At 32.9% G+C, this 15,914-nt stretch carries 15 protein-coding genes; 3 read left to right on the forward strand and 12 right to left on the reverse strand.

What is annotated here, in order from left to right; genetic code table 11:
• Nucleotides 1–13: 13 nt before the first annotated feature.
• From ACNQGB_RS06815 to ACNQGB_RS06825, 3 genes are all read left to right on the forward strand, one after another.
• A complete protein-coding gene (locus ACNQGB_RS06815) occupies nt 14–727 on the forward strand; it encodes a tRNA threonylcarbamoyladenosine dehydratase (protein ID WP_417944579.1) in 714 nt (237 codons plus the stop codon).
• A gap of 61 nt (nt 728–788) precedes the next feature.
• A complete protein-coding gene (locus tag ACNQGB_RS06820; protein ID WP_417944578.1) occupies nt 789–1,463 on the forward strand; it encodes an HAD family hydrolase in 675 nt (224 codons plus the stop codon).
• Nucleotides 1,464–1,513: 50 nt separating this feature from the next.
• Nucleotides 1,514–2,359, forward strand: a complete 846-nt coding sequence (locus ACNQGB_RS06825; RefSeq protein ID WP_417944577.1) for a DUF2911 domain-containing protein — start codon at nt 1,514–1,516, stop codon at nt 2,357–2,359.
• A 323-nt stretch (nt 2,360–2,682) separates the two neighbouring features.
• Here ACNQGB_RS06825 and ACNQGB_RS06830 read toward each other — a convergent pair whose 3' ends face one another.
• The 12 genes from ACNQGB_RS06830 to ACNQGB_RS06885 all read right to left on the reverse strand — a co-directional run bounded on the left by ACNQGB_RS06830 (nt 2,683) and on the right by ACNQGB_RS06885 (nt 15,765).
• Complete coding sequence (locus tag ACNQGB_RS06830; protein WP_417944576.1) at nt 2,683–4,407, reverse strand: sodium:solute symporter family protein; 1,725 nt, start codon at nt 4,405–4,407, stop codon at nt 2,683–2,685.
• 122 nt (nt 4,408–4,529) lie between these two features.
• Nucleotides 4,530–7,061 carry a PIG-L family deacetylase gene (locus ACNQGB_RS06835; protein WP_417944575.1) on the reverse strand — a complete coding sequence of 844 codons (2,532 nt, stop codon included), beginning with the start codon at nt 7,059–7,061 and terminating at the stop codon, nt 4,530–4,532.
• A gap of 138 nt (nt 7,062–7,199) precedes the next feature.
• Complete coding sequence (locus ACNQGB_RS06840) at nt 7,200–7,709, reverse strand: hypothetical protein (protein WP_309755798.1); 510 nt, start codon at nt 7,707–7,709, stop codon at nt 7,200–7,202.
• 177 nt (nt 7,710–7,886) lie between these two features.
• Nucleotides 7,887–8,393, reverse strand: a complete 507-nt coding sequence (locus tag ACNQGB_RS06845; RefSeq protein WP_417944574.1) for a hypothetical protein — start codon at nt 8,391–8,393, stop codon at nt 7,887–7,889.
• A 177-nt stretch (nt 8,394–8,570) separates the two neighbouring features.
• Nucleotides 8,571–8,888, reverse strand: a complete 318-nt coding sequence (locus tag ACNQGB_RS06850; RefSeq protein WP_417944573.1) for a hypothetical protein — start codon at nt 8,886–8,888, stop codon at nt 8,571–8,573.
• 190 nt (nt 8,889–9,078) lie between these two features.
• Entirely contained in the window at nt 9,079–10,800 is a 1,722-nt protein-coding gene (locus ACNQGB_RS06855) for a BamA/TamA family outer membrane protein (protein WP_417944572.1), read from the reverse strand.
• A gap of 214 nt (nt 10,801–11,014) precedes the next feature.
• The gene (locus tag ACNQGB_RS06860; protein ID WP_417944571.1) at nt 11,015–12,214 is read right to left on the reverse strand and encodes an AI-2E family transporter; all 1,200 of its coding nucleotides are present in this window, start codon (nt 12,212–12,214) and stop codon (nt 11,015–11,017) included.
• A 181-nt stretch (nt 12,215–12,395) separates the two neighbouring features.
• The gene (locus ACNQGB_RS06865) at nt 12,396–12,926 is read right to left on the reverse strand and encodes a mechanosensitive ion channel domain-containing protein (RefSeq protein WP_417944570.1); all 531 of its coding nucleotides are present in this window, start codon (nt 12,924–12,926) and stop codon (nt 12,396–12,398) included.
• Nucleotides 12,927–12,939: 13 nt separating this feature from the next.
• Entirely contained in the window at nt 12,940–13,524 is a 585-nt protein-coding gene (locus ACNQGB_RS06870; protein ID WP_417944569.1) for a Maf-like protein, read from the reverse strand.
• Nucleotides 13,517–14,440, reverse strand: a complete 924-nt coding sequence (locus ACNQGB_RS06875) for a geranylgeranylglycerol-phosphate geranylgeranyltransferase (RefSeq protein ID WP_417944568.1) — start codon at nt 14,438–14,440, stop codon at nt 13,517–13,519. The genes ACNQGB_RS06870 and ACNQGB_RS06875 overlap by 8 nt, the downstream gene beginning before the upstream one ends.
• 40 nt (nt 14,441–14,480) lie before the next feature.
• Complete coding sequence (locus ACNQGB_RS06880) at nt 14,481–15,008, reverse strand: KdsC family phosphatase (RefSeq protein WP_417944567.1); 528 nt, start codon at nt 15,006–15,008, stop codon at nt 14,481–14,483.
• Nucleotides 14,992–15,765, reverse strand: a complete 774-nt coding sequence (locus ACNQGB_RS06885; protein ID WP_417944566.1) for a Rossmann-like and DUF2520 domain-containing protein — start codon at nt 15,763–15,765, stop codon at nt 14,992–14,994. Before ACNQGB_RS06885 ends, ACNQGB_RS06880 begins: the two co-directional genes overlap by 17 nt.
• Nucleotides 15,766–15,914 lie beyond the last annotated feature (149 nt).

Consider the following 15,914-nt stretch of genomic DNA (forward strand, 5'->3'; position numbering starts at 1 on the left):
AAAAAAGAGAATAATGGCAGAATGGACAGAAAGAGCAGAACTTCTATTCAAAAAAGAAGGTTTAACCAATTTGCAAAATGCAAATGTATTAGTAGTAGGATTAGGTGGCGTTGGTTCTTTTGCAGCTGAATTTTTAGCACGTGCAGGAGTAGGAACCATGACGATTGTTGATGGGGACGTAGTAGATATTACGAATATTAACCGACAATTACCTGCTTTGCATTCTACAGTCGGACAACCTAAAATAACGGTAGTTGGTGATCGATTGATGGATATTAATCCAGAATTGAAGTTAACTCGCGTACAAGAATTTTTATCTCCGGAGCGCGCTTTTGAAATAGTTTCTGAAGAATTTGATTATGTTTTAGATTGCATTGACAGTGTGACTCCCAAATTAAATTTGATTATTGCAGCAAAACGCAAAAGAGTAAAAATCATAAGCAGTATGGGTGCAGGAGGTAAAATGGAAGCTTCTAAAGTAAAAGTGACTGATATTACGAATACGGTGAATTGTTTTTTTGCAAAAACGATCAGAAGACGATTAAAAGAAGTTAAAATAGATAAACTAAAGGTGGTTTTTTCTTCTGAAATTCAGGATGAATCTAGTTTAAAAATGACAGATGGATCAAATTTTAAGAAATCATTTTACGGAACAAACAGTTATATGCCAGGATTATTTGGCTTGTACGCTGCAGAAACTGTGATTCGGTATTTACTTAAGAAATAGTGTTCAGTGCCTAGTATTAAAAAATCGGAGTAATCTAAAAAGTCTAATAATCTAAAAATAAATGATACAAACCGTAATTTTTGACATGGATGGTGTAATTGTCGATACAGAGCCCGTGCATCGCTATGCTTACTTCAAGCAATTTGAGGAATTAAATATTGCTGTAACGGAGGCAATGTACACTTCATTTACGGGTTTCTCTACTCGCAATACATTTCAAAAATTGAAAGAGATGTTTGTAATCGAGCAGGAAGTTGAAGATTTAATACAAAGAAAACGAAACATTTTTAATGATGCTTTTGATAGTAAAGCTGATTTAGAATTACTAGAGGGAGTTGAAAATCTCATCAAAGAATTACACCAAAACGGAATGCAATTGATTTTGGCTTCTTCGGCATCCAAAGTTACGATTGAGCGTGTGTTTAATAGGTTCAACTTACACAATTATTTTTCTTATAAAATAAGTGGAGAGGATTTTCCACAATCAAAACCACATCCTGCTATTTTTGAACACGCAGCAAGTCTTTCGATTGCACCAAAAGAAAGTTGCATTGTGATTGAAGATAGTACAAATGGTGTCAAAGCAGCCAAAGCAGCGGGTATTTTGTGTGTGGGATACAACAGTATTCATTCAGAAGCTCAAGATTTGTCTAAAGCAGATGTCATTATCAACCATTTTAACGAATTGGACTTTGATCTTGTTCGGAATTTGGATTCTAAATTAAGAAATAATTAACATTTTAAAGCTGTTGAATTTGTAAATTTGAAGTTCAAAAAAATTAAAGTATGAAAAAAATAATCCTTGTATTGGCTATCATTATAGCAAACTTTACTATCGAGGCTCAAGTAAAAACACCTCAGTCTAGTCCAAAATCTACTATTATGCAAACTGTAGGTTTGACAGAGGTAGAAATCGTTTATTCCAGACCAAGCGCAAGAGGCAGAGTCGTTTTTGGTAATTTGATTCCTTTTGGAAAAGTTTGGAGAACGGGAGCGAACGAAAATACAACGGTATCCTTTAGTGATGATGTAATTATTGATGGTAAAACATTAAAAAAAGGAAAATATTCGTTGTATACGAATCCAAAAATAGAAAGTTGGGAAATCATTTTCTACAAGACTACTGATAACTGGGGGAATCCAGAGGAGTGGAAAGAAGAAAATGTAGCACTTAGAGCTACCGTTAAACCAGAAACTGTAAATAAAAGTGTTGAAACTTTTACTATGGGAGTTAGTGGTTTAGACAATAACTTTGCTTTTTTAGAAATGTATTGGGAGAACTCTTATGCTGCTTTAAAATTTGAAGTGCCTACGCAACAAAAAGCAACTGCAAACATTGATAAAGTACTTGCTGGACCAGGTGCTGGAGATTATTTTTCATCGGCTCAATTTTTATTCCAGTCTAATGGTGACAATGCTAAAGCATTAGTTTATGTAAACAAAGCACTGGACATGACAAAAGAAAAACCGTTTTGGTACAACAGATTGAAATCCTTAATTCAAGCTAAATTAGGAGATAAAAAAGGAGCAATTGAAACAGCAAAATTATCACTTGCAGCAGCTGAGATTGCAAAAAACCAAGATTATGTAAAAATGAATAAAGACAGTATTGCAGAATGGAGTAAGAGTTAATTTACTGCATTTAAATACAAAATCCCGCTTCGATACTATATCGAAGCGGGATTTTTTTTTGTATTTTATTTCCAATTTTCAGCTATGATTTTTAGATCATATTCGGATTAGTACAGACTTAGGCAATGATAAATTTAACCGCAGATTTGCTGATTTTTATTTTGAATACGAAGCATTTGTGTTATCCTAATAAACCACCATTGATTCCCAGTTTAGTTGTATGCTGTAAAATGAATAACCGCAGATTCAAAGATTTTAATAATCTGCGAATCTGCGGTTTTGATTACAAAAGTTTATTTATTTAAAATTAAAACGCTTTTACTTTATGCTACAACTGCCTTCTGATTTCTAAAAATAGTCCATTGTAACAGCAACGAAATTACTATGGTGAGCATGGCTCCTATAAAATTTAACCATAGGTAACCCAGTTTTTCTTCTCCACTTGGGAAAATATAGATGGCATAATAATAGATAATAAAAATTGTAAGTTGACTAATTACCGCACTGTAAAAAATAGCTTTAGATTGTACATTTTTGATATAAAAACCAACCAGAAAAATCCCCAAAACGGTTCCGTAAAATATAGATCCAATGATGTTTACCAATTGAATCAAATTTTCAAATAAGGTACCAATACAAGCAAAAAGTATGGCAATAACACCCCACAATAGAGTGAAAAATTTTGTTGCGTACAAGTAATGTCTTTCTGATTTTTCTTCTTTTACATTTCGTTTATAAATGTCAATAGCAGTAGTTGATGCTAGTGCATTTAATCCCGAAGCGGTTGACGACATCGCTGCCGAAATAATTACGGCTAGTAACAAGCCAATAAGTCCTTTGGGTAGATAATTTAGGATAAAATGAAAAAACACATAATCTTTATCATTAGTCTCACTGTTGCTGTCGGCTTTTAGGATTATTTCCTTTGCTCGATCTCTCAAATCTTTTTCTTTATTTGATAATGCGACTAATTCTTTTCGAAGAATTGGATTGTCATAATCTTGATTGAGCTGATCGATATACAACAGATTAATTACTTTTTTATCTTCCGATAAATCGTCTAATTTTTTCTCCAAAGCATTGTATTCGCCCTTAAAAGCTGATTTTTCAATCATAGCTTTGTTATTTGGATTGAAATTCAAAGGAACGGGATTGAACTGAAAAAAAACAAATACCATAACACCAGTCAATAAAATAAAGAACTGCATCGGCACTTTTAATAATCCGTTCATGATCAGTCCCATTTGACTTTCGCGAACCGATCTCCCAGATAGATAACGTCCCACTTGGGATTGATCGGTTCCAAAATAGGCTAATGCCAAGAAAAAACCACCGGTTATTCCGCTCCAAAAGGTGTATTTTTCTTCGGGATCAAACGAAAAATTGACAATATTCATTTTATCATTCGCACCAGCGATATGCAAGGCAGAAGTAAAAGTCATGTCATTTGGTAAATAATGCAAGATCAGAAAAAAGGTAATAAACATACCCGACATGATGACAAACATCTGTTGTTTTTGAGTTACATTAACCGCTTTGGTTCCACCAGAAAAGGTATAAATGATAACTAGAACCCCAATGATAATATTCATATAAGTTAAGTTCCAACCTAATATCGCCGATAAGATAATGGCTGGTGCATAAATCGTTAATCCAGTTCCAAGTCCTCTTTGAAACAAAAACAAAATAGCCGCAAGCGAACGCGTTTTTAGGTCAAATCTTTTTTCGAGGTATTCATAAGCTGTATATACTTTGTATTTGTGATATAATGGGATAAAAGTAACGCAAATGACAACCATCGCTATGGGTAATCCAAAATAGAATTGCACAAAGCCCATTCCGTCATGGTAGGCTTGCCCTGGCGTCGATAGAAACGTAATGGCACTAGCTTGTGTTGCCATCACTGAAAGTCCTACAACGTGCCAAGGAGTTTCATTACTTCCTAGAATAAAGTCTTGAACATTTTTACTGCCTTTGGTTTTCCAAGCACCATAAATTACAATGAACAGTAAAGTGACTATGAGTATAATCCAATCAAATAATTGCATAATTTAGGCGTATAATTTCATGATGAGACAAAAGATCAAAATATAAATGGCATTGGCCACTAAGACCCAAGTATAGTTTTTTTTCCAGGTTTTTACTTTTTTTGTTTCCATTTTAGTTAGGTTTAGGGCTTTATTTTTTGTGTAGGAATCGTTTCTGATGGTTGTAACGAGATCATATTAGAAAGTAATTTATATGCACCGGTAACACCTTCAGGTAGTTCTCTAAAAAAACTTAACCCAGTATAAATGTAGTGTCCTTTTCCATAAGGAGCAATTAACAGCGCACCATTTTTTGGGCTTTCCCCTTTATCATTTGAAGATAAAATAGGAGTGAAGGCTGTATCATATTCACCCGGATAATACAATCCCTGCTCTTGTTTCCAGCCTTCAAAATCTTTAGTTGTAATTTTGTTTGGAAAATTCAAAACGGGATGATTTGGTGCTAAAAAGCGAACTTCTGCATTTTCTTCTGTAACTCGATCACGAGAAAGTTTTAAAGGGTACGGCGCAATATTCTCCGTTACTAAATCGCCAGCAGTATTGTATTGTACGAGCATTGTTTTTCCTCCTTTTACAAAATCAAAAAGTATGTTTTGCTTATTGGCTAAAGCGGTTACAGTGTTGTAAGCCCGAACTCCGGTCATTACCACATCAAAATTTTCTAATTTTTCAGGTGTAATGTCTTCAGGTTTAAGGAGCGTTAAGGTGTATCCTAATTGCGTTAAACTACTAGGAACTTCATCACCAGCACCCATGATGTAGCCAATTTTTTCGTTAATGGTTTTTAAGTCCGTTTTTATTACTTTGGCTTCAGCTGATTTTAAAACTTGTTGTTTGGTAATGTGGTCGTAATTAATGATAATTTGTTCCTTATCAAAACGTTTATTGTTAATAATTGCAATGCTTTTTGCAGTTGCTTCCTCCGATTTATTTGGAGCAGTTACTTCAAAATAGACGACTTGTTCGGTACCCTTTTTTTCAATACTAAACGGAATTGATTTTGGGACAATTTTCCAGTTGTTAGGAAGTTCAAGTTGTAAATCTCCTTTTAATGCGTCTTTTCCGGCCTTGATTTTCACACCTACATATTTACTTTTTGAATCTCTAAAAAGCAAAACTTTGTCAATAATTGATGTGGTCACCTCAGGCACAATATCCAGATAATTATAGACTTCACCCTTTACGTCGTCATTGAATTTGTAAACTACAGTCCGCTCAAATGGAATTTCGATTCCGTTTATTAGAATCGTAAAAACTACTTTAACTTCGCGAATAATATCAGGAATACCTCTATTTTGTTGCTGATTTACGGTATACATTCCTACTGTTCCTTTTTCGTCTAACCAATACGGTTGCGTGTAGTTAATTGATTCAGGTACTTTTAAATCGAGATTTATGTTATTTAGAATATTATTTTTTAACTCGCGATTCTGAGGTGTATTTATTTTTTCTGGTAAAGTGGTCACGCTCGTTAATTGTATAGGCGCTGAGCTTCTGTTAATGGCTTCAAGTTTCAGTTTAATAGTGCTTCCGGGAGTTGCTTCTTGATTTTGGGCTACGGCTTCTAAGTATAATCCTGAGCAGGCAGCTATAATTTCTTTTACTGCCTCAGATTTTAGCGGTACCCAATGATTTTCGTCCACAGCTTTCATCATAGCATAAGCTTTCGCCAAATTTGGAATACTCGCAGATGGATTGTTATAATTGTATTCTGCTACAATTTTAGATAGTAATTCGCCAATGGCTTTCCCTCCTTTAACACGATTCCAAGAGGTATCAATTCCTTCAAAAATAGATTTTTTAGCTTGCAGTGGTTCACCATTTATGAATTCTAAATATTCTGTTTCTTCACCTCGTGTTCCTGTGCTTCCAAAACCTTGTGATTGATGACGACTGCGACTTAAGGCAGCAATTTCCTGATTTGATTTACCAATGCCCGTATAAAACACACCAGTTTGCAAGGCAATTAAATTGGTTTTATCAGCTGCATTAAATTTTTCCATAGTACCGTAAAACCACCATGAGGTGTTAAAAAACTGGCGTTTTACTTGCCAAGGTTGTACAAATTCTAATTGTTCAGGAAAAATAGTTGGATCGTTTGCTAAGGCAAAACTTTCTACACTTAGCATTGCTGATGCCGTGTGATGACCGTGAGTGGTTCCTGCAGAGCGATGATCAAATCGGTTGACAATTACATCGGGTTGAAATTTTCGTATGGCCCAAACAACATCAGCCAATACTTTCTCTTTATCCCAAATTTCTAATGTCTCTGTTGGGTTTTTAGAAAAACCAAAATCGTTTGCACGAGAGAAAAATTGCTCCCCACCATCAATTTTTCTTGCTTCAATAAGTTCTTGAGTTCTTATCACGCCGAGTAATTCCCTTAGTTGCGTTCCTATTAAGTTTTGTCCACCATCTCCGCGTGTCAAAGATAAATAGCCAGTTCTAGCTTTTTGTTCGTTGGCTAAATAGGCGATTAAACGTGTATTTTCATCATCTGGGTGAGCCGCGATATAGAGTGCGGATCCAAGAAAATTTAGTTTCTCAATTTGATTGTAAATTTCAACAGAATTTGGCTTTTTGGGTTGTTGTGCAAGAAGTATTTGGCAACATAAAAGAAAGAGTAATAGTGTTGAGAGGGATTTTTTTTGCATTGTTTTAAATTTAATTTGCAATTGCTTCAAATGTAGGAATTAAATAATCTCTTCTAAAATGTTTTGTATTTTCTTTAGTAACAAAAAAGAGAGAGAGAATCAAAACTGATTCTCTCTCTCTTTTAAACTATTATTTGCTTAATCTCTATCATGTCCTTTTCCTTTACCATGCCCTTTATCGTGTTTTTTATATTCTTTTCGGTTATCATTATCATGATCTCTCTGATAATAATTTCTATTATCGTTGTCATAATACCTGCGATTATCATTGTAACCTATATTTCTTTGTTGGCTACCATGGTATCCTCTGTAATATTTTACTTTATGATTTCTAAAGTTGGTATACGGTCTAGAACCATGATAATCGTTGAGTACTACTTTGTATCCACCGTATAAATCATAGTTTCGATATTGATTTGGTAAATATCTAGAACGAATCCATCTACCGCCACCAAAATAAATGAATTGAGTAGCTCTCACATCATAATAGGCTTCAACATCTGGTAAGTAGTAATATTCAGCTTCAGCGTAGCCAACGGGACCCCAGTTTGGAGCGGTACCTATGTTAAGATTTACAGAAATTTGTGCATGTATGGTACTCGAGGCAAAAAGGATAATTCCTATGGCGATTAGTTTTAATGTTCTCATTTTTTCAAAAATTTAATTAGTAATAATTTTAATATAATAGCTCGTAAACACGATTCTTTTAAATTATTTCCAACAACTGTGCCAAAACATACAAAAGGACATTTAGTTAAGCATTAATATCCTAAAAAAAAGAGCCTCATTGCTGAGACTCTTCTTATAAATTATATAAAATCAGTATTAATTTTTTCCATTTCCATTATTCCCTTTTCCACCTTTATGTCCATTTTCTTTATGTCCATTTCCTTTATTACCATTCTCATAATTCCCATTACTTTTGTATGCCTTGTTATTATAACTTCGGTTTGAACCTATAGATTTTTGTGGTTTTCCTTTATATCCTTTGTAATATTTTACTTTGTGAGATTTAAAGTTACTGTAAGGTCTTGAACCACGGTAATCGTTTAGGACAACTTTATAACCATTGTATAAGTTATAGTTTCTGTATTGATTAGGAAGGTTTCTGGAACGAATCCATCTTCCTCCACCAAAATAAATAAACTGTGTAGCTCTAATATCATAATATGCTTCGATATCTGGTAAATAATAATAATCTACAGAAGAGTAACCAACTGGACCCCATGAAGGAGGATTACCTAAATTTACATTTACTGAAACTTGTGCTTGGGTTGCAGTCGTGGTAGCAAAAAGTATAATTCCTGCAATAATTAATTTTAATGTTTTCATTTTTCAAAATTTTAATTAGTAATTAATACCTAGTAATTTTTAGTTACCGTATTATCTCGTTTTATGATAAAGCCAACAACTGTGCCAATATCATATAATTAACAATTAATAGTGTTATTTTACTGCATAAAAAAAGGAAACGAATATCGCTTCCTTTTTCTACAGTTATAAATTTATTTACAATAAAAGGATCAATAAAAGAATAACTATTATAATTGCTCCTACAGAAAGATATACACCATTTCCTGTAGATTTTAATTCTGCTTTAATTGCACGCACTTCTTTACGCAGCTCTTTTTTCTCTGAAGCGTTTAAAGATGATTTGTCCATTGCTTTTATTTCGTCAAGACGATTCAGCAATACTTTAACTTCAGCAGGTACTTCTTTTGGAGTATTTGAAACCGAAGTTGGATTCTTCTCTGCGGCTAACATTTGTGTTGGAACAACGCTTAATGATAATACCATCATCATTAAATAAAAGGTGATTTTTTTCATTTTTTATGGGTTTTTGTTAGTAACTAATTACAGTATAAAAGTAAGCATTATTAACATATGTAATCTTATACAATTATTATATTAAATTACATAATTAACACTATTGGTTTTGCTGTTTTAAGAATAACTTATTGACACAATAAGAGTTATGTAAAAATAATAAAAAATAGTTATTTATAATGATTGCGGGTTATTTAAAAATAACGGCTCGTGGTTTGCCTAAATCAAAATCTTGAAATCCAAAATCAGTAGTTTCAAATGAGTTCGTTTTAAAAACATTTTCGCCGGTACCAGGAATTGATGGATAGTAGGATAGTGAAATTTGGAAGGCACTAAATATTAAAAAGTCATTGTTTATAATCATTCCTATTCCAACTTTAGAATAGGCTTTACTTACTAATAGTCCACGGGTAGGGGTTCCAAGCAATGCGATAGAATAGTTAAAGTAAGGGTTTAATCGAAATCCCCATAGATTCCATGGTGCATATGCCTGCGTTTGCAAAGTCATTATTGCTTTTTGGGTTCCATATTCAGGACTATTAAATCCTTGGATGCCATTGTTGTCATTAATACTAAGCTGATCGCCAATGCTATTAAGTCGTTTGGAACCAATTATCAGTTGTGGCTTTACGAACTGTCTTAATTTCCATTTCCCAAAGCTCATTAACTTGGTAAAGTAATTTGCTTGAAATGAAAAAGCACTTTGTTCGGTAATAGATTTATTTAGAAAAGTACCCAACTCAAAATTAGCGCTTAAAAATCCCCATTTATAATAATTTCCGAAAGCCGCACGTGCTCCTATGTAATAGCGCCCTAGATTATTTTTAAATTGATATCCCGAAGTAATTCCAAATATTTTTCCAATGGGAACATCTTCAATAATTCCATTTCTGAAAATATAATTATCTTGAACGAACTTACGTGATGCAAGACCAATTCCTAAAAATGAAAATTGTTCATTAGTGTAAAATTTTTCAGGATCGTAAACCAGAGCCGGACTCTCTAAATATTTTACATTTAAAAAACGACCTGCAAGTATTAGATTTGTGGTTCGGTCACTTTCAGTATTCCGGTTAAGAATTTTAAAGGCATAACCAAGCCATAAATCATGAGAATTGTATTTGAAATTTTGGTATGAAAATACACGATTGTTATCTGGAAGCGTGTCTTTTCTAAACTGTGTGTCAAGATAAATTCCTCCAGCCCATTTGGTAAGTGCAGAATAAAACAAACGTTCTATGTTGATGCTTTTACTGTAATAATCATCTAAATCGATCTGATAATTTACTGTAGTTTTAATGAATGTATTTTTAAAATTAGGAATGGTATACCCCACACCATAGGCATTTTTGCCATCGCTGAATCTGTTTCTAAATTTTGTATTTAATTCATGACCAGAACCTATGATATTTCTATCAATAATTTCAAATCTACTTCCGGAACTAGACACAGAGCCTTTTGGAATAATACTCCAAGAATCTAAAACTCTAATGTTAATATCAATCGAGTCACTATTGTTTAGAATTATTTGAGGAGCGATATCTACACGGCTTATGTACCGTTGGGTTCTAATTAAACGTTCAGATTCTTTGACCAATAAGGAATCAAATGGTTTATTTTTTTTTATGAGTAAAACATTTCTAATCGCACTTCGGCTGGTTTTTATGTGAATTCTATTACCAGAACGTTCTGCCCAATTTCTAGCTTTTTTGGTGGTGTCAAGTTCAGAATACCCGAATGGATCTAATGTTACAATATTGATGTTTCGAATAATTTTCCCTTCAAAATTTTTAAACACTTTAGGGGCAATAGCTAAATCTTTAGTTTTTAGATTTACAGGTCTAAACACGAGTCGATGAAGAACTTTTGTAAATTTATTTTTCTTAGAGTAGGTCTGTATTTGTTTATACATGGCTGAGGAATCTTTTCGCTTTTTTTCAACCTGAGAAAAAGAAATTTGATAACAGCAGGCGATTAAAATAAGTAGAACCAGTCTTTGTTTTTTAAACATGATAAAAAATAATAATTTTAAACATTGTTAACCAAACAAAAGAAAAATCTTTTAAGTACTAGTTCGAATTAACAAAATTCAGAATTTGAATAGTCGAAAGATACTCTTTTAAAGATTATTCGTTGGTTCTAGTAGTGTCATTTTCGGTTGTAGTTTCAGTAAATACGGGGACTACAATATCAGTCTTGATAACTATTTTTTTTGGTGTTGATTCAGAATCAAACAACGGTAGCTTAATGTTGCGCCAAGTATATGTTTTGGGTAAATGATCTCCCATAAGGTATCCCCAAGGTTCTAAAGATTCTACTCTATCAAAAATTACTTTGAGTACTGCCAGAATAGGAAGTGCTAAAAACATACCAGAAACTCCTGCAATTGCTCCACCTATAATAATTCCAATAATCGATACAAAGGCGTTTATTTCTACTTTTGAACTTACAATCATAGGAACCAAAATATTATTGTCAATTAATTGAACTATAACTGTGATAACGATGACACCAATAATTATGGACAAATCTGGTGAACTAGTTAGCGAAGCCACAATACTTAATACTCCAGCAAAAAGAATTCCGATGTACGGAATAAGATTTAAAATCCCTGTGATTATTCCCAATAAAATGGCATATTTCACACCAATTACCATAAACCCGAGTGTTGTCATTGTGGAGACCAAAATCATTTCAATGATTAAACCCACGATGTAACTGTTTATGGCAACTCTAATGTTTGTCAATATATCTTTTAACTGCTCGTGGTTCTCTTTTTTGAATAACTTCGATAAAAACAATAAAAAATGCGTTCGATACAACAGAATTAAAAAAGTATAAATAGGTATTAATGTCAAATTTACCAATGTATCAGTAAATGACATTAAAGTAGTACCAATCATTTCTTTTCCCTTTTCCATTGAATCTTCAGTAGCGGTATCAATATATTGCTTTTGCTCTCGGGAACTTAAATGGAAATTATCTCTTATAAAGCCTTGAATATTTCGAATATGAACGTTGATGTTACGCTCAATTTTATCAAAATCTTCTGCAAAATCACTTATTTGAAATGATAAAAAGACAAAAACCCCAATAAAAAACAAAACAAACAAAAGTACAGCCAGCATAACTGCCAAAACGTGTGGAAAGTAGAGTTTCGATTTTAGAAACTGCACTATTGGATACAGTAAAATAGCAAATAAAAAGGACATCATCACCGGCACTAAAATATCCTGACCAATATAGAGTACGAAAATTAGTGCTATTAGACCCAATAAAACAGCGGTTAATTTGGCATACAATGGAAATTTTAAAATGTCATTCATGTTTTTTATTCTTTAAATAATTGGTACACTATTCCATACTGAATGGTTTAATTCCTAATCGACAAATATGAAAAATTAAAAAAAATGAAATATTATATATTTTCTATCAATAGTTGTAAAATTATCACTTTTAAAAAATAAATTTGGAATCTAAAATCGAAAAAAGTTGTGAAATAATGTCTCAATCCACAAATTCTTTATCGTCAAAATAGTCTTTCAATATCGAAATTCCTTTTTGTAAAAGGAGATTATTGGGATAAATGATTTTTTCGCCTTCCCTTGTTTTTAGATACACATGAAATGCTCCAATATCTTCAATTTCAGCTTCGATAGGAAAATCTTTATCATGTATTTTTATGACATCACCAATTTTAAATGGGAATGAAAAAAACAAAATAACACCGGATGTAATGTTGCTTAAAATAGACCATTGGGCAAACATAGCAACACCCACAACGGTTGTGATAGAAGAAAGTGCGATAAAAATATCCTTGGTTTGCACTCCCCAAATAATGATCAAAGCAATTACGACCAAAATATTGATAAACAAGTGAATGTATTTTATCACTAAATTGGTTCTATGCTCCAGAGTTTGATTTGTTTTTGCGTAACGTCTCACCAGTTTTGTAGCAATTATTCGCAATAAAATTAGTAGAATTCCTAGAATTCCAGTGGCAATGAGTTCTCTAGTATATTCTTGAAAAAAGACCATATTCATAATTTAATTAAGCTAATTTACACAAATAGTCGAACACTTTGTCCGTAGGCAATCCCATTACATTGGCATAAGAGCCTTCAATTTTTGAAACGCCAATAAAACCGATCCATTCCTGAATTCCATAAGCACCAGCTTTGTCATACGGTTTATAATTTTCTAAATAATAATAAATGGCTGCATCACTTAGTTCCTTAAAGGTGACTTTGGTAACATCATGCAAAACATCCTCTTTCTCATTGGTTTTAAAACAAACCGATGTGATGACTTCATGGGTTGCATTTGATAAAGATTTCAGAATTTCAAAAGCATTTTTTTCGTCTTTTGGTTTACCCAAAGCGGTATTATTGTGCCAAACAATTGTATCGCTGGTTACTAGAATTTCACCTGCTTTTAATTCGCCTTCATAAGCACTCGCTTTTAACACCGCTAAATAGTTGGTAATTTGCTCGGCTTTTAACTCTGGAGGATAAATTTCATCAATTTCTTTTAATCTAATTTCAAAATCCAAGTCTAAATCCTTAAAAAATTGTTGGCGTCTTGGTGAACCCGAAGCCAGAATTAAACGGTATTTTTCTAATTTATTTTTAAGCATTGTATTTTATATTTATACTGATAATAACAACGGAGAGAATTCCAAAGAACATAATCCATTTCAAGAGCAAACTCAAGGTATAGAATTCCTTTTTAGTTTGTGCCGACCAAACTTTTACAGTAAAATAAAATAAAGGGCCCATTACAAAAAGCAACAAATAAATGGTGGTATAAATCAAGTTTAAAAGATAAGAATTGATATAATACAATAGTAATAAAATAGGAACAAAGCTAAGTCCAAATACTATTTTAGCAGTTCTTGATTTACCAATAACAATAGGTAAAGTGCGTATTCCTTGATTGTAATCACCATCTACATCTTCGATATCTTTGATAATTTCCCGAAGCATATTGATGAAAAAAGTAAAAATTGCATAATCCAAAAGTATAGAAAAAACAATTCTCATTTGTTGTTGGTTTCCAGCGTCTATTGCGGGTAGTAAGTCAAAAATACCAATGATAATGACACTGCAAGACAGTAGAATTGCCACTATGCTATTGCCAACAATCAGTATTTGTTTCAAACTTGTTGCATACAAATATAGGGTGGCAGCGATCAAAATAAAAACAGCCGCAAAGCTAGGTTTCAAGATCACATTTGACAAATAAAAACCAATTAACACACCGGCAACCGTAAGTGCCATATAAACGGTATACGCATTGGTTTCGGAAATATTTTTTCCAATTATAACATTATTTGGCTTATTGATTGCATCTGTTTTTTGGTCCAAAATATTATTAATTACATAACCACCAGCAGCAATCAAAACTGTGGATAAAACTAATAATCCATATTGCCAATCGGCTAGAGCCAAAGGAATATCTTGAATTTTAAAAAAAGCATACCGAAAAACAAGCTGCATAAAAGCAAGCATTAGTAAGTTTTGGTAGCGAATGAGTTTTAAAATTGGAAACATTGATGATATTTAAAATTATGATTTAACATTTAAAATAGTTCTAATCGTGTTTCCCATCAAAATGTGCCATCCATTTTCCTTGTGTTTTCATGACTTGTTCGATGACATCTCTTGCAGCACCTTTTCCACCGTTTTTGTGCGAAATATACTTAGAAATCGCCTTGATTTCTGGACTTGCATCTTGTGGACAGGCCGCTAAACCAACCAGTTTCATCACATGATAATCAGGAATATCATCGCCCATATATAAAACATGTTCAGGATTAATAGTGTAAACATCCGCGTATTCTTTAAATGTTTCTACTTTATTTGGTGTTCCTAAGTGAATGTCTGTAATTCCTAAATTGCGCAATCTTATGCGAACGCCTTCGTTGCTACCTCCAGAAATGATGCACACATTATAGCCACTTTCTACAGCAGCTTTCATGGCATAACCATCGCGAATATTCATAGTACGAAGAATTTCTCCTTCATTGGTCACAAAAACAGAACTATCTGTTAATACGCCGTCAACATCAAATATAAACGTGCTGATATCATTCATGATTTCTTTATAACTTTTTGCCATTCTCTTGTATTGATTGTGTTAGTGTTTGATAAATTTTAAGATGATTTTCATTTGTTAAAAAGGCCTCATGTGTTGCAATAGTAGCAATATCATTACGTTTCGCCGGACCAGTTTGTGCTTCTTGTGGCGAAAGTAACATTATTTTTTGAGCGGTTTCAGAAATTAAAGGAGTTAAAATTTCAAAAGGAACGCGGTTGTCATTACAAATTTCTTGTCCTATTTGATACAGATGATTGGTGAAATTGTTAACAAAAACGGCTGCTACATGCAAGGCTTTTCTTTGTTCAGAGTTAATTACAAATATTTTATCCGAAATTGATTTGGCTACTTTGTCTAATAATTGATAGTCAGTTGCATTTTCGCTTTCCAAGCAAATTGGAATAGTACTAAAATCTACTTCCTTATTTTTTGAAAAGGTTTGTAAAGGATAAAAAACACCTTTTCGATTATTATCATCCAAAGCAATCAAAGAAACGCCCCCTGAAGTGTGTACTACCAATCGATTTTTAAACGGAAGTTGAGCAGCAATCGATGCAATGACAGCATCAGAAACAGCAATAATGTAGAGATCTGCTTCTGCTAAAGAATGTAAATCATCCGTAATTTTAACATGATCGAGTAGGTGAGATACTGTTCCTAATCGCCTTGAATACACTTGTACCAATTCGATTTCAGTTCCCAAATTTTCAGCATTTTGAAAAGCAGTGATTAGATGCTGTGCTACATTTCCAGAACCAATAATAATAACTTTAGTCATGGGACAAAATTAGCAAAAAAATACGAAGTGTTTTTAGGGAATTTCTAAGTTGGTAATAAACTGAAAATCTATGAAAAATATGGTTTTACGCTTGAATTAGCATCTATTTAATTTTGGATTAAATTAACAAATGTGCGAATATAAGAGTC

It is taken from the genome of Flavobacterium frigidum, assembly GCF_048286795.2.

Excerpts from the sequence above, each read along its gene's own strand:
- ACNQGB_RS06840 (WP_309755798.1), bottom strand. The coding sequence starts at position 7,709 with ATGAGAACATTAAAACTAATCGCCATAGGAATTATCCTTTTTGCCTCG.
- ACNQGB_RS06865 (WP_417944570.1), bottom strand. The coding sequence starts at position 12,926 with ATGGTCTTTTTTCAAGAATATACTAGAGAACTCATTGCCACTGGAATT.
- ACNQGB_RS06885 (WP_417944566.1), bottom strand. The coding sequence starts at position 15,765 with ATGACTAAAGTTATTATTATTGGTTCTGGAAATGTAGCACAGCATCTA.
- ACNQGB_RS06870 (WP_417944569.1), bottom strand. The coding sequence starts at position 13,524 with ATGCTTAAAAATAAATTAGAAAAATACCGTTTAATTCTGGCTTCGGGT.
- ACNQGB_RS06835 (WP_417944575.1), bottom strand. The coding sequence starts at position 7,061 with ATGCAAAAAAAATCCCTCTCAACACTATTACTCTTTCTTTTATGTTGC.
- ACNQGB_RS06855 (WP_417944572.1), bottom strand. The coding sequence starts at position 10,800 with ATGTATAAACAAATACAGACCTACTCTAAGAAAAATAAATTTACAAAA.
- ACNQGB_RS06825 (WP_417944577.1), top strand. The coding sequence starts at position 1,514 with ATGAAAAAAATAATCCTTGTATTGGCTATCATTATAGCAAACTTTACT.
- ACNQGB_RS06875 (WP_417944568.1), bottom strand. The coding sequence starts at position 14,440 with ATGTTTCCAATTTTAAAACTCATTCGCTACCAAAACTTACTAATGCTT.
- ACNQGB_RS06850 (WP_417944573.1), bottom strand. The coding sequence starts at position 8,888 with ATGAAAAAAATCACCTTTTATTTAATGATGATGGTATTATCATTAAGC.
- ACNQGB_RS06830 (WP_417944576.1), bottom strand. The coding sequence starts at position 4,407 with ATGCAATTATTTGATTGGATTATACTCATAGTCACTTTACTGTTCATT.
- ACNQGB_RS06815 (WP_417944579.1), top strand. The coding sequence starts at position 14 with ATGGCAGAATGGACAGAAAGAGCAGAACTTCTATTCAAAAAAGAAGGT.
- ACNQGB_RS06880 (WP_417944567.1), bottom strand. The coding sequence starts at position 15,008 with ATGGCAAAAAGTTATAAAGAAATCATGAATGATATCAGCACGTTTATA.
- ACNQGB_RS06845 (WP_417944574.1), bottom strand. The coding sequence starts at position 8,393 with ATGAAAACATTAAAATTAATTATTGCAGGAATTATACTTTTTGCTACC.
- ACNQGB_RS06820 (WP_417944578.1), top strand. The coding sequence starts at position 789 with ATGATACAAACCGTAATTTTTGACATGGATGGTGTAATTGTCGATACA.
- ACNQGB_RS06860 (WP_417944571.1), bottom strand. The coding sequence starts at position 12,214 with ATGAATGACATTTTAAAATTTCCATTGTATGCCAAATTAACCGCTGTT.